The sequence below is a fragment of the Mastigocoleus testarum BC008 genome (genome assembly GCF_001456025.1).
GTDB classification, from domain to species: Bacteria; Cyanobacteriota; Cyanobacteriia; order Cyanobacteriales; family Nostocaceae; genus Mastigocoleus; species Mastigocoleus testarum.
Window position 1 is genome coordinate 54,814 of record NZ_LMTZ01000104.1, and the last position, 20,067, is coordinate 74,880.

The window sequence follows — 20,067 nt, forward strand, 5'->3', positions numbered from 1 at the left end:
TATGTCTATACTGACATACTGATACAAAATTAATAGTAACAATTCCAGATTTTGACTTAATATATTAATAATTTATTGGGGAAAATATATGGGATTTTATTCACAAAATATTCTTCCTTACCTTCTTGATTGGTCGCTGTCGGTTCCTAGCGTCGGTAAATACCGTCAAGAAGTATTAGCTAATGTGGAGGGGGAAGTATTAGAAATTGGCTTTGGTACGGGTTTAAATCTTTCCTATTATCCCGAAAGCATTCGCAAAATTATCACTATCGATAGTAATCCTGGAGTTCATAAATTAGCTCAAAAACGGATTGGAAAATCTTCGATTACTGTAGACCACAGAATTTTAAGTGGTGAAAATCTACCGATGGCAGATAATACATTTGATAGTGTTGTAAGTACTTGGACCTTATGTAGTATTCATTATGTTGAACAAGCCCTCAAAGAAATTTACCGAGTCTTGAAACCGGGTGGTAAATTCTTTTTTATCGAACATGGACTAAGTAATGAACCTGAAGTTCAAGTTTGGCAAAATCGATTAAATCCAGTACAAAAAGTTATTGGTGATGGTTGTCATCTTAATCGCAATATTCGACAAATTATCGAACAACAATTTAGCAAAGTAAGTTTAGAAGAATTTTATTTAGAGAATGAACCTAAATTTTTAGGCTATACATATAAAGGAATTGCAACTAAAGCAGTTTAAGATAATATCTCACGACGATTCATTTACGAAACTTTGCAAATAATAAATCAACTTCTTTTATCCGTAATGTGATCGCGATCAGAATAAAAACAATTGAGCCAAAAAGTGCAGATATACTCAGTTGAACTAAATTAAATATTAATCCTTCAGTTTGTAAGTTTTTTTCAATTTCTAAATTTTCAATTTCTAAATTTTCAAGTCCCCAAGTTTCAAGTCCCAAAGTTTCGAATCCCAAGCTTGTCACCCAAGCTGTTAAACCCGCAACTATACTTGCTGCGATCGCACTCAAAATTGGTAAACCCCATTTCCCCCAAGGTAAACCTTCAAGTTGACGATGCAAATAAACTAATAACATTCCCCCAGCAATTAAATTCACTCCCATCGAAGCGAATACTAAACCTGACATACCAAAGTATTTTACAAAAATGTAATCTAAGCCAACATTAAGCAAAATATTAAATCCACTGATACGAAATGGGGTTTTAGCATCATTCAAGGCGTAACATACCCGCGTCAATATCTGTCTCCCGACGCTAGGAAACATTCCCAAGCTGTAAACTACTAAAACCGATGACACCATTTGCACTGCTGCGTTATCAAATGACTGACGTTGGTAAACTATTTTGACAATGGGAGTCGCCAGCGCCATCATCAAAGCGCTCAAAGGTAAAATTATCAAAGCAGTAATTATGATACTTTGACGGACTTGTTCTTTAAGTTGCTCCCATTCTCGATTTGCTGCTAGTCGGGAAAATCTTGGTAATAAGGGAACTAGCAAGATACTGGAAAGCAATCCTCTGGGTGTTTGCGAGAGTAACTCAGCATAGCTCAAAGTCGCAGCAGCTTGGGGAATATAAGAAGCAAACCGTAAGTCTACATATAAGTTGATATTGGACATCCCAGCAGAAAGGGTTGCAGGAGCCATCAAGCGCATAACCTCCCCAACTTCTGGAGAACGAAAATTAAATCGGGGACGAATTGTTAATAAACCTTCCCGCGCTTGTACCACTAATTGGACGCACCATTGTAGTAAAGCACCTGCTAATGTTCCCCCAGCTAAAACCATTCCACCCAAAAGCAAATTTTGCGGAGTATTGATTTCACCTCCCAAACGCCAAGTTAAAATACCCAAGCTGGTAATTACAGCAATACTTGATAGCATTGGACTTACGGAAGGTAGCCAGTATAAATCAGCTGCGTTCAAACTACCAATTCCTACTCCAATTAATCCCGCTAATAAAGCCAGGGGAGCCATAATTTGTAATTGGGAAATTGCAATTTCTCTTACTTGAGAGTTTATTTCCCCAGAACTTAAACCCGGTGCGACCAAATCAATTAAAAAAGGTGCAAAAACAATTATTCCCAGAGTTACAGGTATTAAAATTAAAGTTAATAAGGTGGCAATAGTTGCAACTATATCGGCGCTGTCTTTTTCATCTCGTCTGGCTAAAATGCTGACTAAAGCAGTGTGTAACGGACCATTTAAACCGCCGACAACTATCAGTAAAAATCCGGGGAGAATATAAGCATAATTAAAAGCATTTACTACAGTACCTACTCCAAAAACAGCAGCCATGGTAGTCGAACGTAATAAACCAAATAGCTTACTGATGAGGGTTGCGATCGCAACTATTCCGGCAATGTTTTTGAGGGAGCGGGGTTTCATTGGGGTTGGGGATTGGGGGTTTGCGTTAGCGTTAGCGTGGCGTTAACCATAAGTGCTGCGTGCCGCCACAAGTAGCATATAAGTATTAGGTATTGCGGGGGCTCGTTTGTTTTCAAAATGACCCAACCCCCTCCTAAGCTTACCTAAGGTATACAAACTCTCTCCTAACCTCCCAAAATCACATAACCCCCTCCTAAGCTTACCTAAGGTATACAAACTCCCTTCTAACCTCCCAAAATCACATAACCCCCTCCTAAGCTTACCTAAGGTATACAAACTCCCTCCTAACCTCCCCCAAGGGAGGAATGACACAGTACTAGTTTCTACAATACCTAATTCCATCTTTTCAGGGACGTTTGCAAAATCACTTCAATTAAATCTCTGTAAGATAAACCATTCTGAAGGGCTATTTGAGCTAAGGAACGTTCGGGATGTAAAGTTGCATCGGCGTTAATATCTAATAAATATGCTTGATTACTGGCAGAAAAATTATCAGCAGAAACCCGGAAATCAAAAGTAGCATAATCTAAGGGTTTGAATAATTGCATTAAATCTAAAGTTACATCTTTTAGCTTTTGCAACTCTGGAAGAGACAAATCCACATTGATTTTTCCGAAACCACCACGGCGCTTTGCTTGTAGGTCTAAAACTTGCTCTTGCATAACTGCACCTTCTGTTGTTACGGTTTCCACTGCACCAATAAACACGGGTGCATCATTTCCCACCACACCTACGGTAATTTCACGTCCGGGAATAAACTGCTCGCACAACACTGCGGCTTGAAATTGCTGATGTAATTGCTTTACTTGATTTTGTAATTCTGATAATCCTGTCGATACTTCCCAAACTTGCAAACCTAAGGAATAACCTTCACAAGCAGGTTTGAGAATACATTTTTTCCAAAGTGGTAGATTGACAATTTCTTCACCAACCCCATAACGACACCAAGGGGGTGTTAAAATTCCTCGCCATTGCAAAACCGGTTTGAGAAAATCTTTATTAAGCGTCAGACTTTTGACCGTTGTATCTCCACCGGTGTAAGGTATACCCAATTGTTCTAAAATCGCCGGTGCAAGGGCGGTACGGTTGCGCGATGTGGTTCTAACGGAAAGATTCCAGATGAATTCTGGTAATTGATTTTGTCGCCATCTTTCCAATAAATTATCTAATGTACCAATTAAATCCACATCGTAACCTAAAGCTGTTAAATTAGTGGCGACAGCTTCCACTTCTTCGGTTTCGCGCCAGTGGTAGTGGGTTTCTTCTGTTGCGTCAGAGTTAGACATGATGTCCGATTGACGCTCGAATAGGATTCCGATTTTTCGCATTTTTTGAGGTAGAAGTGTCAATTAATTAAATCTCTTTTTATCTGCTTGACCCAATTAATCACAGTATTATGAGAAACTCCGGTTTTTTTCTCAATCGCCCGAAACCCCATACCTCCCCGATATAAACCCAAGCATCGCTGCTTAACTTCCTCTGGATAACCTTTAGGTGAATAATTCCCTGAAAACTGCTTTCCACATTCTTTGCAAATATAGCGTTGCTTATTGTGACGATGACCATTTTTAGAAATTCGTTCTGATTTGCAATGGGGACATTTCATTACTTGGGATTCTTGTGGGGTGGATATCTCAACTTTTTCATTATTTAATTGTGCAATCATTACTTTGTTGTGCAAAGCTTCATCCCCAACATGGGGACGTAGGTAAGCTGTAATTAAATTTTTGATTTGAGAAATGATTTGCTGACGGTAGGTTTCATCGCTGCGTAAAGCAACCAGTAACAGTGCATTACCCGATTGCGTGCATACGTCGGCGAGCAAATGACACTTGTGAGAACTCAAGTTAGGATTGCGTAAGGAAAGCATGTTTGCAAGTCCCTTAACAAACTCCTGAGTAAAGCTTTCATCAATAGATTTAAAAATAGTGGAATTGGTAAAATATTGGATAAACATGACTTTGGGAGCGGGATTATCAAAGAATTTCACGCATTTTTCCACCATCTGCGCGATAAATTCTTCTAAAGGTAGTTGAGCCATTTCTGAGCTATACATTTGCTCGCCTAAAATACGCCCTTGTTCGATGTGACGCAATTCCAAGGCGTGAAAAATCGCTAATTTGTCCGGGAAGAATTGGTAAAGGGAACCTACCGCAGTATCGGCGCGAGTTGCAATGTCATGAGTTGTTGCTGCATCAAAACCCATCTCTAAAAATACTTCTGCTGCTGTATCTAAAATTCGATTGACGCGCTCTTTACTACGCTTTTGCTTTGGTTGACGGCGCATTGATGGCTTTTCGCTTGTCATTTATTTAACTAATTTTCTTGCTTCTTGTTGACAAACATGAAATATTTGTCATATTTTAAATTTAATAAAACATGAATAATCTGTCGCAATTATAGCTATTTCGGGGAATTATTAGTAATTCACCCCGGATTAATGTGCAATGCAGGGAGGAAAGAATGAAACCCGTATTACCCGGTGCGCCTTGGTTAATTGCTCATAAGTCGATGTTGGGAATAAACAAGCCAAATAAAATCACTTTAAACGGTAAGGATTATGTGATTTGGCAAAATGCTAAAGGAGAAGTTTTTGCACTCGATAATATTTGTCCGCACATGCAAGCACCTTTATCGAATGGTTGGGTTTGCAAAGAAAGAAATACGATTGCTTGTCCTTTTCATGCTTTGGAATTTGACACAAAAGGTAGGCTTTATCAAGATGAAAAATTTAACATTCAATCTTTAGCTGAACCTTTAGAACTAAAGATGATCGGAACTCAATTTCAATATCCATTTTTGAAAAGCTTATTGAAAAAATCATTGCTCAAGGCTATAGATACAATTGTAGAGCAAGATACTACTGCTGTAGAAAATCTATATCCCCGACAAAATCCTAAAATTAAACTACCCAATGAAGAAATTATGTTTTATGCAGAGCAACTTTACCAACAATGGTGACAATATTTTGGGATTTTAAATTTGGGATACTATGGTGTGTTTTCCCAAAAAATCCCGAGAGACACCCCACCGGGTCGTCTCTACAATTTGACTTTTGTTAGCGCTTAGCGATAGTGTACCGCAGGTAGCGCAGCTATAGGTATTGCCTGGCGTTTAGCCACATTTTGACTTATGTCCTACGGACACGCAATAACTACGTTACGCTTTGCTAGGCGCTAATGAATTTTGAATTTTGACTTATGTCCTACGGACACGCTATAGCTATAGCTGCGCTACCTGCGGAGCCGCTACCTACGGATCCGCTAATGACTTATGTCCTACGGACACGCTACGCTAATGACTTTTAACTTATGTCCTACGGACACGCTATAGCTATAGCTGCGCTACCTTGCGGATCCGCTAATGACTTTTAACTTCTTACTTCCCCTCCTGGGGCGATCGCATCAATTAATCCCCCAACCAAACCGTATCCTCATTAACCCCAACCACCATCAAACCAGACTTATCCAAACCCCGTCTTACCTGATGCCATCTAGCCACTAGCTGCATCGGCGAACCTTCAAGCAAACCCACTAATTCTAACTTTCCGTCAGAATGGGTCAAAATATAACGAAAACGTTTCACCGAACCATTACAATGCTGACGTATTTCTTCCACTAATTTGATAGCTTCGATAATTGGTAACTGAAAATGAGTCGCATGTTTTACGGGTCGTGGATGAAATAAATATTGAGGAATCACACCCAAGCGATGCAGACGTTTGAATAATTCAGTCATTGTATTTACTTCTGCATTGACTCCCCGCATCATTGCTATTTGCGAAGTTAATACACAACCAGCTTGTCTTAAGTTAGATAATGCTTTTTCTGTGATCACTGTGATTTCTCGAGGATGGTCAAAATGACATTGAATGACGATTTGAAATCGAGAATTATATTGATGTAAAACTTCTAGTAATTCTGGGTCCGTAGTGAAACGAGAAGGAAGAAAAGCAGGTAACTTGCTACTTATGCGAATTTGCCACAGGTGAGGAATTTGCGATAATGCTGCAAACAGGTTAGCTAAACGACGAGTACTGCAAATCATGGGGTCACCACCAGAAAGCAACACATTATCAATTTCCGGATGCTGTTTGATGTAGGATATTGCTTCTTGTAAATCTTCGATAGTCTCCTTGACCATTACATCCTTACTCATCAACCGTCGTCGAAAACAATAACGACAGTGACCTGCACAAGCCTGAGTGACAATTAATACCGCTGTTTGCTCGTATTTATGCTGTAAGCCAGGAATGATAGTTGAAAACTCTTCACCACTAGTATCAAGGGAACCTAAATCATTCTCTTCATAGGGTGATGGAAGTAGCAATTGACGCAAAGGATCTGCAGGATTTTGCCAATTTATTAGATCAGCGTAACCCACAGGAACCATTAAAGGAAAACGTTGTTTTGCATTCTCAATTAATTGCTTATCTGCATCATCGAGAGACAACCAATCTTCTGCAGATTTAGATAAATTCAGGCTTTCAATTAATTCGTCTCGCCAATTTCTTACTTGTGGGAGTTTCTCACCTATCAACTCTGTCATGGATGGTTACCTCACGCAGGAAATTGCTTTCATTATCAAAATTAAACCATAAATATTTGATAAGTAATATCTATTGCTTTGAATATATGAGTGACCTATGAGGAGAGAGTCAAAACCCTAACAATAATAGATTTCTGTATGTATCAATGCCCTAACCTAATTATCTAAACCTATAAAATATGCAGGATTTTCCAGTTCTACAAACACCTCAGGGGGAGCATCTCACTTTTCAAAATTTGGGAGTTCCCCACCACCAATAACAACAATTTTCATTTTTCAAACATGCGATCGCAACGAAAATCAATTATGAGTAGATCCAGCACCAACTAATAATAAGCTCTGTAATTGATTGGAGAATCAAGAAAAATTTACTCTCATCAACAACAATATTTATTGATAGATTATTTCTTGATATTCACCCATTCGTAAAACTCGATCGCTTCATCAGCACAGCTATGACATCCACCACATGTTTTACTATCTTCCATCTTACGAATCCGACCTTTACGAATTAACCGACCGAGCATACCTCGTAAAGCATCCGCATCAATACGAAAATGTAACTGTAGCTCGGCAAGAGAAACTTTTTTGTGTCGAACAAAAAATTGTTGCAATTCTTGTAAAACCATTTTTAAATTCAGTTATGTTAATTCCTCCCTGGGGGTAGGTTAGGAGGAGTTTGGGAGATTAAGGGGGAGTCAGAGGGGCTATGACGGCTTCAGAGAGTTTAGGACGTGATCAGTTAGAGAGGTTAGGGAGGAATTAGGAAGCTTAACATGGGATTATTTAGCCTTGGCTTTTGACTTCCGCAAAGCGGAGTGGTGCTAGTTGCTTTTCGCTGTTTGTAAAGGCTTTGAACCAACTATCTTCATTCCAAAAAAGGTTGCAAGCATAAGCAAACTTAACCCAACAATCCAAGTAATAGAAGATGTTGGATGTTGAGCAAAAGTTGCTAATTGATAATAAATTACCGCTACAACATAAGCTAAACCTGTAGTCCAAGAAGCTGCAAATATAGTCCATCCCCAATTTGTCTCTCGGTAAAGAGCCGCAGTTGCAGAAACACAAGGGAAGTACAACAATACAAACAAGAGATAAGCAAAAGCAGCAGCCTTATTCGGAAATAGTTGAGCCATTTTCCCGTAAACGCTAACTGATACACCTTGAGCTTCTGCTGCTTCTTTTTGCTCTAAGGAAGAAACATTTGCAGAGCCAAAATCTAAGGGGTCGAGAAATTGACTGGGGAGTTTGGATAAATTTTCGGGGATACTAGCGAATGCTGTACCAATTCCACCCCATAAGCTGTATGCTTCTTCTACTTCCTCTACTTGCTCTTGTCGATCCAACTGGCTATACAGAGAATTCATTGTCCCGACCATAACTTCTTTCGCAAACACACCAGTGAAAATACCGACTGTAGCAGGCCAATTTTCTTGGGTTATACCCATTGGATTAAAGACTGGAGTTAAAGTTTGACCTGTGGCGCTAAGAATTGAGTCTTGGCTATCTTGTTTGCCAAAAGAGCCGTCAGTACCAACTGAATTCATAAAACCTAAAACTAGAACCATCAAACAAATAACCACCCCAGCCTTTTTAATAAAACTTTTGAGGCGATCCCAAGTACGTAAAAGTACCCCTCTGAGTTTGGGAATGTGATAGGGAGGTAATTCCATCACAAAAGGCGCAGCTTCCCCCTTCAATAAAGTATTTTTCAAGACTAGACCGGTGAAAACTGCCGCCAAAATACCGAGTAGATAAAGACCTAAAACAATATTTTGACCGCCAGTCGGGAAAAATGCAGCAACAAATAAAGCATATACTGTGAGTCGAGCACTACAAGACATGAAGGGATTCATCATGATTGTAGTTAGGCGATCGCGTTGATTTTCTAAAGTCCGCGTTGCCATAATTCCCGGTATGTTACAGCCAAATCCTACTAACATCGGCACAAAAGATTTACCCGGAAGCCCCACAAAGCGCATCAACCTGTCCATTACAAATGCAGCACGTGCCATATAACCGGTATCTTCCAGTGCCGATAAACATAAAAACAACATCCCAATTTGAGGGATAAAAGTCGCTGTTGTCTGAATACCACCACCTAAACCATCAGCCAAAATACCAATCAACCAACCGGGTGCACTAACATTAGTTAATAGCTCTTTAGTTCCATCAACAAAGACCGTAGCAAAACTAATATCAAAAAAGTCAATAAATACACCACCGAAGTTAATGGAAATCGCAAACATCAGGTACATGACCAAGAGAAAAATCGGGATACCCAAAAAGCGATTCAAAACTACTTTGTCAATTTGGTCGGACACCGTACTTTTTACTTCCCGTCTACGTTCGACTGCATTTTGAGTTAATTGACGGATAAAAGTATAGCGGCTATCTGCAATGATGATATCAACATCATCTTCTAGAGTGTTGTGAATTTTACGACGATTCTCAACGACTATCCTTTCTAACTCTTTGCTGTGTAACTCAGGAGCAATTCTGTCTTCATATTCCAGTAATTTTAAAGCTGTCCAACGCTCGTCAAATTTATGGTTAGGACTGTGGTTGGAACTATTTTGTTTAATAAATGGTACGAGTTCAGTCAGTGCATTTTCAATAACAGCAGGATAAGCTACATAAGAGCTTAAAAGAGTTGGTTTATCAAAAAGATGATCCATTAATAGCTTCAATTCAGCTATTCCTTCTTCCTTTGCTGCATTTGTGGGAATAACCGGACAACCAAGATGCTCTGAAATAACTTTAAGGTTGATGGAGATATCTCGTTCCTTAGCAACATCCATCATATTTAGCACTACCATCATAGGTAGACGCATCTCCATGATTTGAGTAGAGAGATAGAGATTGCGCTCTAAATTTGAAGCATCAACTATATTTATGATGACATCGGCTTCACCGGATAGGAGATAATCTCGGGCGATTAACTCATCAAGTCCTGTATCTCCTTCTTCAGCATCGAGGGAGTATACCCCCGGTAAATCAACCACTGTAACTTGTTTATCGTTATGGTGATAATTTCCTTCTTTGCGCTCAACAGTTACTCCAGACCAATTACCAGTTCTTTGGTTAGCACCTGTCAAAGCATTAAAAACCGTTGTTTTACCGCAGTTCGGATTGCCTAATAAGGCGATTACTTGCTTCGTCATCACTTGACCTCTTCAACAAACAGGGCATTAGCTTCATCTTTACGTAGGCTAAGTTTAAAACCTCGCACCAGAATTTCTACCGGGTCTCCTAGAGGTGCATGTCGCGTCACTGTAAATTCTGTTCCTGGAGTCAAACCCATTGCTAGCAATTTTCCTCTATAAGCACGGGCTGCTTTTTCGTAGCCAACCACCCGACCCATAGAACCAACTGCTAAATCCCGTAAATATTTGTTATCGTCCATAGTCTCAATTTCTCTTTTAATCGGTCAGTTAACTTCTTTGATACACATAATCTTTTGTGCCATACCAACCCCTAAACCAATTCTGTTATCACCGATTGCCACAATTACAGAACCACCAATAATATTAATCAATTTAATTTTGCTTCCTGGAACAAAACCCATTGCAATGAGACGATGCACTGTACCTTCAGAACCTTTGAGTTGAAGAATCTGAAGACTTTCTCCCTGAGAAGCCATTGCTAAAGGGAAAGGTTTACTGATATTTACCCGGTCATATGATGATTCTTGAGCTTTACGAACTTTCCCATCCTGTTGTGCTAAGAAATACTGAGTATTTTGAGCAGAATTATTTCCTTTCTGATATTGATTGCCATCATAGTTGTTCATAATTCTTTCTAAATGAATTACAAATTTATTGCAAAAAAAATATAAGCCAGTTAGACGAGTAGCATTAAGTAAATGATAGTAATTTCATCTGTATTAAGAAGCGATAGCAAAATAACTCCTACTAAAAATCAGCTGTATTCAGTATTCAGTAGGCAGCAAACCAATGTTAATCAATAATTTGAATCGCATTATATTCATACTTGAATCAAAATCTTCATAATTTTATAAGACTTCTAGGAAGTTATTTAAGATTAGAAAATATGATAAGGAGAATATATGTATTCTATTAGTCTAATCCATAGTCTTTAGCTAAATAAGAATCTTTTCTTTTAGTTAGACTATCAAGAAATAGGAATTTATTGCAATAACTTAAAAAATCTCAAACCTAAATCACTGAGTATCTTTCAGAAAATCAACTATCCAATTTTTTTAATCATTAAAGCCAAGTAATCCTTGCAAATACTTCACAGTAACTAATTAGCTTAATAAATCTCTTCAGATTAAAATGAAAGTATTTTCACATAACTTTGTTAAATGGGAGAGATAATTGTAACTATAAGAATTAGCAATCAAAGATTGAGATAAACTACCATCTAATAACAAAAAGCTCTGTTAGAACTATATACTTTAGAAAAACTACAGGCTTCATTGATGAAACTTAAATAAATATAAAAGTAATAAAATATTTGAATCGTATGTTTGAAATTCTAGTCGGATAAGATTGAAAAATATAACCCTGCTGCGAATCACTGCTTCAGACTAACAATCCTTGGGACTAACAATTGAGGAATGAGAATTTAATAATCTCTAATTCCAAAATTTGGAATGGTGCATTACGCAATGCTACCAGCACCCTACTTTTGTGATTTATTTCATCCACATTTCTAACTTAATTTTTTAAACTAAACTTTAATTGTCTTAGAGTAATAAAAATAAATATAGCGAAAATAATTTTCGATTAAAAATTTACTCGGAGAATCAGTAGTAAATAATACTAGTATTTACAGACATAAGCAGAGGTGTAGAGAATTTGCATAGGCTCGCTGAAATAGAGAAAATATGTCAGAGTTTTACCTTTTTTAGTGAAAAATGTGATCGTTGTAAAAACGACTGATAATTTCCAAACAAAATATACTCCCCTCGAAAGCTAATAATACCAATCTCCTTTAATATTGCTGCACTTTGCTTATAGAAGGGAATAGCCCTTGGACATCGCAAGCTGAACAGACCCCGTACTTTTTCAAAGCGCAATCCGGCGCACCCGAACTGATATCATGTCCGGTAAAACACTTACGATAAGGTTCGTAGTAGCGCTTGAGCGCCAATATCTTTACTATGGCGCTAAAGCGCTACTACAAACAAACATATTTTTTCATAAGTAATTAAGCGGACATGATATGACAAGGTGATGGGGAAAAGATTGAAAAAAATGATGTGTGGAAGTATTTTTTTCAATCTGTATAACCATAGCTGTAAGAAAATCACAAGATTAACCAATGACCATTAACAGAAGCAAAAGTTGAGTGTGCGTAGCGTTACAGATCGGTTTACATAGCAGACTGATATCCAGCAACAAAAAAACCGAGTTTGTTAGGAACTCGGTTTTTTTGAATTTATTTTTTCTGAATGTATACTAACCGACTTGAAGCGAGGAAAATCTTTAACCAATGAAGTGGAATTTACTCACTGCAAAGTTAATGACATTGTGAGTTAAAGGAAGACTATCAATTACCATAGTCAAACACAACAACATCATGTAGGAAATGGAATAGAGAAACATCCCTCGAGCTAAAGTACGATCTTCAGGATTATTTAACAATTTCCATGCTTTTTGGATAAATACGCTACCTAATCCCAAAGCAACACAAGCATAGACAATTCCACTTGCGTGGAGGGGATAAACCAGTAACAAGCTAGCAGCAACAGTAACTAGGGTGTACCACCAAATTTGCTTGACAGTTGGCTCGCTACCTGCCACAACTGGTAACATTGGTACGCCTACTTTTGCGTAATCATCTTTAATCATTAAAGCTAAAGACCAAAAATGAGGTGGCGTCCACACAAAAACAATAGCAAAAATTAACCATGCTGTGAGACTTAAGCTATTGGTGACTGCAGCCCATCCCACCAATGCGGGGATCGCACCTGCAGCCCCACCAATCACAATATTTTGTGTGCTATGACGCTTGAGCCAGTGAGTGTAAATTAGCACGTAAAATGCGATACCAGACATCGCTAACATTGCAGCTAATAGATTGGCACAAACAGTTAATAGGGTAAAGGAAATGATAGCTAAAGCGATCGCGAAAATAATCGCATCCCGCCCTTGAATTCTACCGGAGGGCATGGGACGGTGACGCGTGCGCTCCATATCATAATCGATATCTCGGTCATAAACACAATTGATTACTTGGGCGCTAGCAGCTGCAAAGGTTCCACCTGCAAGAGTTGCTAACAAAAGCAATGGATCTACCTCTCCCGAAGAAGCAATCCACATACTTCCAGCTGTAGTAATCAATAGTAGGGGAATGATTCGAGGTTTTGTCAGCTGGTAATAGCTTTGGACTACCTGGAGAAAGGTTTCGTGGTGGCGAGAGACGTTTGTCTCAATCATCTTGACAATTAGTTCCTTATGAAGGTTGACAACTTATACTGAGCGCCTGTGTGACAGGGAGAGAAAATCTAATAGCAACGAGAAAAGTTTTTGCTACAAATAGTTCCTTTCGTAATCTTCAAGTTCGAGTAAACAAGAAAATTTCATTATTCAAAAATCGAGATTGAGACTTGCTAGACCAAATTTTGAGTTGGGTTGGTTTGATTTGATTTTTGATCGGATTTTGCGCCGGAATTCAATCTCGAAATTTTGCAATAAGAATCTGTCAGGACTTAAGCAAACCCCATACCATGACCTGCTTGGGGTAATCTACAATAAACGGGATACCCGAAAAAGCTTCAATCTTACTGCTTTTCCCATTAGTGTTTCCATCTTTAAGTTGGCAATACTCGCCAACAACCAGCTATAAATTCTAAGTTAAGAGTTTTTTAGCTAATTAATCCGTAGCATTTTTAATCAAATCGCTTGAACCTTCCATCCAATAACAAATAATTACCTGGGAAATGGGGGTTGAGATGGGGAAGTTCGACTTTCCTGTGGGCTGTATTCCTGTGGGTAATTATATTAATTTTCCAGAATAGGTATTTTCCAGAATGAGCGGATATATGGTGATTCTGGATGGAGAATATACTTCAGTAAATCCCAATACTAGCAACTCCCGACACTAATACTCTGACTAACACCCACAAAATTTAGCACAATTAACTTTTATTTACCCCATCTCAAATCAATTATGACGATAGATTTTACTTATTTACTGCTCAACTACTACTAATTAACTTGTAGTAGATGACTCAGTAACACTTGTAGGAGTAGAACTATTAGAAACGGAATACCAGTCACGAATTGCAAATGTTGTGAAAGCAACTAAAGTTCCTAACAAAGCCGCTCCGATAGCCTGATGGGAAACTGTCAATGGCTCTACCTGTAAGTGCAGCCGGAAAGTCGCGAAACCTAAAACCAGTTGCAAAATCAATAAAGAAGCGGCTAAGTTCGCTAATTTTCGTAACACTGCGTGTAAAGCAGGCGTGCGCCACGCAATAAATACTACTGCTAAAGTTGCTGCTGTAGGGGGGAGAATGCCAATTATATGGCTATACATGACAGCACAAAGTTGAGAATCGCCAAAACATTGATGTAGAGCCCATCTAGAACCAACCAATGCTCCAAGTAAACTTTGCAAATAGACAAAAATTGCTGCAGTTAAACCTACCCAAGGTAGGCGAGCAACAGTACCGGTACCTTGATAGGGAGTAAGGACTACACCAATTACTATCAGGGTAATAAAAAATAATAATGCTGTTGCTAAGTGGGCTGTGACAATATCAAACCGTAACAGTTGGGTAACGGTAAGTCCTCCTAGTATGCCCTGAAAAACTATTAAGAAGAGGGCGAAGGTTGCTGCAAATGGTAACCAACGGGGTAAGGAGCGACGATACCACCAAGATAAACCAGAAAGTGCGATCGCACCAAAGCCAATTAGTGCTGCATCTAAGCGATGAAACCATTCTAAGAAAACCTGAAGATTCATTTGCTTTGCAGGCACCAATTCACCATAGCACAATGGCCAATCCGGACAAGCTAATCCGGCATTCATGACTCGGGTTGCGCTACCTATAGCCATTAAAACTAAAGTAGCTATACATAATTTCCAGACCAGGCGACGAATCTTTTCCCGTGGTTCGTGCTGTTTTGTGGTTACTAGATTCTCTTGTTCTAGGACAAATTCGCTCATAAACAATACCTTTTGCCTGCAATATGTTAGCTATGAACGTGTTATTAATGGACATCCCCAGCTGTGAAAATTTTAGCTATGGATATTCCAAATATTTATCGGCACTAATAAATTAGTACTGATTCACCTATACCCTAGCGTATAGACCAGGGTGAGATATTAAATCTCATCTAATACTTTGAAGCAAGCTAGCCAGTTTTCCCGTGAAGCTTTAGGTATTTTTCAGGTTCTTGGGACTAAACGATAACAATTGGCAGTCCCTTTGATTTTTTTTTACAAAATTACGACTTACAAAATTACGACTAATCTCAGCGCTCCTATTCTTTGACTATATGCTGTTGAAGATTTGAGTTATGAAATACTTGCAAATGATGAAATCTTGATATTCACAAGTTTATTTTTCCATACATTTTAGTCTGATTCGAGAATATTCTACTCACAAAAACCAAAAGTCGCAAAAATAATATTTACGAAAATAATATTTACGAAAATAAAATCTTACTATTAATCTTCCTGGCGCGATAAACTTTACTTTAATGTTAAGAAATGTATAAAAACAAAATACCGTTGCTAGGGTTTGTAGGACATCTTTACCTTGGCTTGAAAGGTGAAGCATGAACTTCAGAATCAGATTTATCGCGGTTTGTTTGAAGGCGCTATATAATGCTTCAATTTGCTATTTACTAATTATTATCAATAATATCTTTTATTCTTAAGCAAAATTACTCATAATTACCCCTAAAAATAAGAAAATTACCCCTAAAAATAAAAAAGTTGAAAAAATTTGCGATCTTGTCACCAGTTTGTCACTTCTTTTTGAATAAGCTTTACCAAAGCTTTGTGAATGAAATAACAAGCAATGAACAAAAATAAACAACTCGCAATGAACAACGTTGATTTAGTTGCACCTGGAGAACAAGCAGTGGTGTACGAAACAATAGTTGAGCTCGCAGGAGATATTTTTGTAATGCAAAGAAGTATGAATTTAGCTCGTCATGGTCAAATGTGTATCGACTATAAATATCAGCATGTAGATATCTAAATTTTCGCTTCTGTTGTATCCGAGAATATATTTCAGCTTGTAGGTTTACAAAAATAAATAAAAGTTGGCTGATTGTTTGATTTCTTGATGGAATAGATTTTTAAAACGTACTGTATAAGCAATTCAGTCATAGCCGATAAACCTGACCAAGAATAATCTCAAATTTGGTAAAGTTAAGAATTTAAATTCTCCCGTAGGCCAGATTAGAAATTGTAACACTCCTATTTCTTGTGCAAATTAGTTTAGTTTTTTTAGTTAACTGTTAGTAGTCGGTTATAAACGCAATTTTTGAATTCAACATCCATATTCCAGATGTAACTTTGTTGCACTTACTACAAAAAATATGGATATATCACATCTAGTAAATGTTTTTAGCCGACTACTAATAATTAAGCAGACAAATTTTGACATGTTGTTTTAGGCATTATATTTTGAGTTGGAATCACAAAAATGACTCACTAGTTGTCTTTATAACCTGTCATAAATTGTTTGAACAGTTATCAGTTTTTTTTCTCAAACAAGAGTGTGAATTCGCAATTATCGGCGGATGCAAGTGCGAGATACAAGTCTATATGAAAGGCGAAATTCTTACGTAGTTTAAGAGTATCCAAAAGAATGATTACTCAATTTCCTTTGCTCACTGCAATCATTATTTTTCCGTTATTAGCAACATTTGCTATTCCATTAATTCCAGATAAAAATGGTAAGACTGTCCGTTGGTATGCCTTAGGAGTAGCAATTGCAGATTTCGCATTAACAATTTACGGTTTCTGGCGTAATTACGACTTACAAAACTCAAGTTTACAGCTGGCAGAAAGTTATTCTTGGATACCTCAATTGGGTATGAATTGGTCGCTGGCAGTAGACGGTTTATCTATGCCACTAATATTGCTCACGGGTTTAATTAATACTGTGGCAATATTTGCAGCTTGGAGAGTAGAGAAGAAACCGCGTCTGTTTTATGCATTGATGCTGGTGATGTACAGCGCCCAAGTAGGTGTTTTCGCCGCTCAAGATATGTTGTTGTTCTTCCTAATGTGGGAAATCGAATTGGTACCTGTATACTTACTAATTTCGATTTGGGGTGGAGCAAAACGTCGTTATGCTGCGACTAAATTTATTCTCTACACTGCTGCTGCATCCATCTTCATTTTGGTCGGTGGATTTGCGATGGCTTTCCACGGAGATACATTCACATTCGATATGGCATCTCTGGGAATGAAGGAATATCCCAAAGCTTTTGAAATGCTTGCTTATGCAGGTTTCTTTATTGCCTTTGGTGTTAAGTTACCAGTTTTTCCATTCCATACCTGGTTACCCGATGCTCATGGTGAAGCTTCAACTCCAGGTTCGATGATTTTAGCAGGCGTGCTATTAAAGATGGGCGGTTATGCTCTCATCCGCATCAATATGGAAATGTTACCCAATGCACATGTTTACTTCGCCCCAATGTTAGCTGTTTTAGGGGTTGTAAATATTATTTATGGTGCATGCTGTGCTTTTGCTCAAACCAACCTCAAACGTCGCTTAGCATATTCATCCATCGCTCACATGGGATTTGTGTTAGTTGGAATTGCTTCCTACACAGAAATCGGTATGAGTGGTGCGGTATTACAAATGCTTTCCCACGGTTTGATCGCTGCAGCTTTATTCTTCCTAACTGGTGTCACCTACGAACGCACCCATACTTTGATGATGGACAAAATGGGTGGTATGGCTGCATTAATGCCTAGAACCTTTGGTTTATTCACCGCCGGTGCAATGGCTTCTCTGGCTTTACCAGGAATGAGTGGTTTTGTAGGCGAGTTGATGGTTTTCCTCGGAATTACCAACAGCGATGTTTACAGTTCCAATTTCAAGGTGATTATTGTACTGTTATCTGCGGTAGGGGTAATTTTAACTCCAATTTACCTACTCTCCATGTTGCGTGAAGTTTTCTACGGCAAGCAAAACGAGGAATTAAAACTCGACACTTTTGTCCCTGATGTTAGACCCCGCGAGTTGTTTATTACTGCTTGCTTGTTAATTCCAATTATTGGCGTTGGTTTGTACCCCAAACTGATTACTCAAATGTATGATGTAAAAACTGTACAGGTTGCAACACATGCGCGTCAGTTTTTACCAGTAGTTGCAAGCAAAGAAGAATTTATCTTGCAGCAATCCCCCATTTTGACAATTCCAACATTAGCTGATTCTGAAATTTCAACCTTGGTTAGTGTTATCGAATAAATATTCTCAACGAAGAAAGCAAGTGCGGTCAAGTGAGAGATCGCACCTGCATTGATTCCGGTAACCCAGAATTGGTTTTCGAATCTAGAATTGATTTTGAATCCAGAAGTAATTTTTGAATTAAGAAGTGATTGTTAAGTTTACTTCCGAATTAATTTCCGGTACATCCCGTCTGCCACAGAAACACTAAATTTTAATTACGTTCGCTTTTGATCGCGGACTGACTTCGAACAAAATCGTTGAACACTTGAACCCTGTCTACACCCTATTTATTTAGACTTAGACGGGGTTAGCTATTTTTTGTCAGAGAAACATGTGATTGCAGAAATGAGCCTATGTGCTAACGCCCCGCTACCGCTAACACTGCGCTAACAGTAGTCAGGATACAAGAGATAGGAATTAAATAATCCTTATACCTAGCTTTTAGCTTTTTTCGCTGTAACTCACTGACTTGCAATCCGCTATAATTGTAGTTCTTTAGACTTGACTTGTACTATCCGGTGGTGGCCAAACATAGAGCACACCAGAGAATAATGATGATAACTGCACATATACGGCCATATTAAGCAAGAATGTTAAGGTAAACAGTGTTTTTCACGGTGAGCAATAACACATCATGATATATTGCTATGCAGTGTTAATCGGATGAGAAAAATATGACAAAAAATTAATTGAGTATTGAAGTTTGATTTGAGTGTTAAAGTTAGATTTGTGTATTAAATTTTAAATATTACAATATCGGCTTTTTCTCAAGTAATAAAACGCAATGTTAGTAGAACATAGTGTTTTATATCTATAACCGGTCCTATTTCTTCATTTTCCAATGGTTAATCCCAAATTTGCTTTACTTTAAAAGGCACTTAGAATAAAGTAATCGCAGCCACAGCAAAAAATTATTTTCGAGTAGGAGGAAATACAGGCGATGATAATTTCCCTATAGAAGGTTAGTAGTCATAAACATGTTTTATAGTTAATGCAGTATTTGACTATAAAATTTAGAATAATTAAGTACTGAATAATTAAGTACTGAAAAATTAAATCATTAAAGAATTAAATCCCTAACAAAGTATTGAGGTATTGACAAACATTGCAGAATATTTATCAGAACAGTTTAATTGCAGAGGTTTAGGTGATAACCTCAGGTTTATATCTAACCGAAGCATTCGTAAGTTATTCTAGTAATTGAGAAATTAACAAAACTGTGATGTAGACTTCAAAGCTATAATAGGGGCTTGTGCATGCTCCGATATTCAGATCTTGTCCTATAAGATCCTTAATAATTAGCTTGCCGATATTGTGTAGATAAATATAAGTTTGGTTTGGTATCGAAATTAATTTGCATAAATTTGCTTCAGTCCTAGAACTCTCACGAGTCATAAATACAAGGTTATACTATGTCCTCAGTTTCTTAGTTAGTATTTTCTTGGTTCCTAGGTTCTTAGTTTTTAATTCCGTATTCGCACCGCACCGTATCAAAATATGTTCTCAATCTCAAGGCTCGTACTTTGTGGTGTTCTTAACAAAGATTTTGAAGACTGAAGTCCCAACTGCAAATAATGGGCAGTTGAATTACCAAAATATTAGATCTTCAAACTAAAAAAAATATCATCTTTATGGTATTAATTACTTGAATATTCCCTGCAGATGGTAAACAATCCTTGATGGATAAAAGAGGCATATAAGAATTCTTTGCTATTTCGGTCGATTTATCTATTTTTTCAGAGTTGTACAGAA

At 37.9% G+C, this 20,067-nt stretch carries 14 protein-coding genes; 4 read left to right on the forward strand and 10 right to left on the reverse strand.

The genetic code is table 11. The annotated features are described in order from the left end of the window. The first annotated feature begins 88 nt into the window (after positions 1-88). Positions 89-706 (forward strand): class I SAM-dependent methyltransferase, encoded by a 618-nt coding sequence (locus BC008_RS24555; protein ID WP_027846456.1) that lies wholly within the window; start codon positions 89-91, stop codon positions 704-706. A 19-nt stretch (positions 707-725) separates the two neighbouring features. Here the strand turns inward: BC008_RS24555 and murJ are convergent, their stop codons facing one another. The 3 genes from murJ to BC008_RS52800 form a co-directional block, all read right to left on the reverse strand. Beyond that, entirely contained in the window at positions 726-2,372 is a 1,647-nt protein-coding gene (murJ, locus tag BC008_RS24560) for a murein biosynthesis integral membrane protein MurJ (protein ID WP_027846455.1), read from the reverse strand. Positions 2,373-2,704: 332 nt separating this feature from the next. Next, positions 2,705-3,658, reverse strand: a complete 954-nt coding sequence (locus BC008_RS24570) for a D-alanine--D-alanine ligase family protein (RefSeq protein ID WP_235595931.1) — start codon at positions 3,656-3,658, stop codon at positions 2,705-2,707. A 59-nt stretch (positions 3,659-3,717) separates the two neighbouring features. Beyond that, entirely contained in the window at positions 3,718-4,680 is a 963-nt protein-coding gene (locus BC008_RS52800; protein ID WP_027846821.1) for a TetR family transcriptional regulator, read from the reverse strand. A gap of 155 nt (positions 4,681-4,835) precedes the next feature. Between BC008_RS52800 and BC008_RS24580 the strand changes: the two genes are divergently transcribed. Then, positions 4,836-5,333, forward strand: a complete 498-nt coding sequence (locus BC008_RS24580) for a Rieske (2Fe-2S) protein (protein WP_027846820.1) — start codon at positions 4,836-4,838, stop codon at positions 5,331-5,333. A 447-nt stretch (positions 5,334-5,780) separates the two neighbouring features. Here the strand turns inward: BC008_RS24580 and BC008_RS24585 are convergent, their stop codons facing one another. The 7 genes from BC008_RS24585 to BC008_RS24615 all read right to left on the reverse strand — a co-directional run bounded on the left by BC008_RS24585 (position 5,781) and on the right by BC008_RS24615 (position 15,062). Next, positions 5,781-6,920, reverse strand: coding sequence for a KamA family radical SAM protein (locus tag BC008_RS24585; RefSeq protein WP_027846213.1), 1,140 nt, complete (start codon positions 6,918-6,920; stop codon positions 5,781-5,783). A gap of 401 nt (positions 6,921-7,321) precedes the next feature. Further along, positions 7,322-7,549: a FeoC-like transcriptional regulator gene (locus BC008_RS24590; RefSeq protein ID WP_027846212.1), complete on the reverse strand. Its 228-nt coding sequence runs from the start codon at positions 7,547-7,549 to the stop codon at positions 7,322-7,324. A gap of 195 nt (positions 7,550-7,744) precedes the next feature. Beyond that, a complete protein-coding gene (gene feoB / locus BC008_RS24595) occupies positions 7,745-10,084 on the reverse strand; it encodes a Fe(2+) transporter permease subunit FeoB (RefSeq protein ID WP_027846211.1) in 2,340 nt (779 codons plus the stop codon). Then, positions 10,084-10,326: a FeoA family protein gene (locus BC008_RS24600; RefSeq protein WP_027846210.1), complete on the reverse strand. Its 243-nt coding sequence runs from the start codon at positions 10,324-10,326 to the stop codon at positions 10,084-10,086. The genes feoB and BC008_RS24600 overlap by 1 nt, the downstream gene beginning before the upstream one ends. 24 nt (positions 10,327-10,350) lie before the next feature. Further along, entirely contained in the window at positions 10,351-10,713 is a 363-nt protein-coding gene (locus BC008_RS47610) for a FeoA family protein (protein WP_058183963.1), read from the reverse strand. Between the two features lie 1,660 nt (positions 10,714-12,373). Next, positions 12,374-13,327 carry a heme o synthase gene (locus BC008_RS24610; protein ID WP_027845183.1) on the reverse strand — a complete coding sequence of 318 codons (954 nt, stop codon included), beginning with the start codon at positions 13,325-13,327 and terminating at the stop codon, positions 12,374-12,376. A gap of 775 nt (positions 13,328-14,102) precedes the next feature. Then, the gene (locus BC008_RS24615; protein WP_027845184.1) at positions 14,103-15,062 is read right to left on the reverse strand and encodes a COX15/CtaA family protein; all 960 of its coding nucleotides are present in this window, start codon (positions 15,060-15,062) and stop codon (positions 14,103-14,105) included. Positions 15,063-15,945: 883 nt separating this feature from the next. On the opposite strand from BC008_RS24615, the gene BC008_RS50735 reads away from it, so the two are divergent. Next, the gene (locus BC008_RS50735) at positions 15,946-16,104 is read left to right on the forward strand and encodes a hypothetical protein (RefSeq protein WP_201026174.1); all 159 of its coding nucleotides are present in this window, start codon (positions 15,946-15,948) and stop codon (positions 16,102-16,104) included. 615 nt (positions 16,105-16,719) lie between these two features. Next, a complete protein-coding gene (locus BC008_RS24625) occupies positions 16,720-18,333 on the forward strand; it encodes an NAD(P)H-quinone oxidoreductase subunit 4 (protein WP_027845185.1) in 1,614 nt (537 codons plus the stop codon). The last annotated feature ends 1,734 nt before the right edge of the window (positions 18,334-20,067 follow it).

Excerpts from the sequence above, each read along its gene's own strand:
- BC008_RS24555 (WP_027846456.1), top strand. The coding sequence starts at position 89 with ATGGGATTTTATTCACAAAATATTCTTCCTTACCTTCTTGATTGGTCG.
- BC008_RS24600 (WP_027846210.1), bottom strand. The coding sequence starts at position 10,326 with ATGGACGATAACAAATATTTACGGGATTTAGCAGTTGGTTCTATGGGT.
- BC008_RS52800 (WP_027846821.1), bottom strand. The coding sequence starts at position 4,680 with ATGACAAGCGAAAAGCCATCAATGCGCCGTCAACCAAAGCAAAAGCGT.
- BC008_RS24625 (WP_027845185.1), top strand. The coding sequence starts at position 16,720 with ATGATTACTCAATTTCCTTTGCTCACTGCAATCATTATTTTTCCGTTA.
- BC008_RS50735 (WP_201026174.1), top strand. The coding sequence starts at position 15,946 with ATGAACAACGTTGATTTAGTTGCACCTGGAGAACAAGCAGTGGTGTAC.
- BC008_RS24615 (WP_027845184.1), bottom strand. The coding sequence starts at position 15,062 with ATGAGCGAATTTGTCCTAGAACAAGAGAATCTAGTAACCACAAAACAG.
- BC008_RS24610 (WP_027845183.1), bottom strand. The coding sequence starts at position 13,327 with ATGATTGAGACAAACGTCTCTCGCCACCACGAAACCTTTCTCCAGGTA.
- BC008_RS24585 (WP_027846213.1), bottom strand. The coding sequence starts at position 6,920 with ATGACAGAGTTGATAGGTGAGAAACTCCCACAAGTAAGAAATTGGCGA.
- BC008_RS24580 (WP_027846820.1), top strand. The coding sequence starts at position 4,836 with ATGAAACCCGTATTACCCGGTGCGCCTTGGTTAATTGCTCATAAGTCG.
- murJ (WP_027846455.1), bottom strand. The coding sequence starts at position 2,372 with ATGAAACCCCGCTCCCTCAAAAACATTGCCGGAATAGTTGCGATCGCA.
- BC008_RS47610 (WP_058183963.1), bottom strand. The coding sequence starts at position 10,713 with ATGAACAACTATGATGGCAATCAATATCAGAAAGGAAATAATTCTGCT.
- BC008_RS24570 (WP_235595931.1), bottom strand. The coding sequence starts at position 3,658 with ATGTCTAACTCTGACGCAACAGAAGAAACCCACTACCACTGGCGCGAA.
- feoB (WP_027846211.1), bottom strand. The coding sequence starts at position 10,084 with ATGACGAAGCAAGTAATCGCCTTATTAGGCAATCCGAACTGCGGTAAA.
- BC008_RS24590 (WP_027846212.1), bottom strand. The coding sequence starts at position 7,549 with ATGGTTTTACAAGAATTGCAACAATTTTTTGTTCGACACAAAAAAGTT.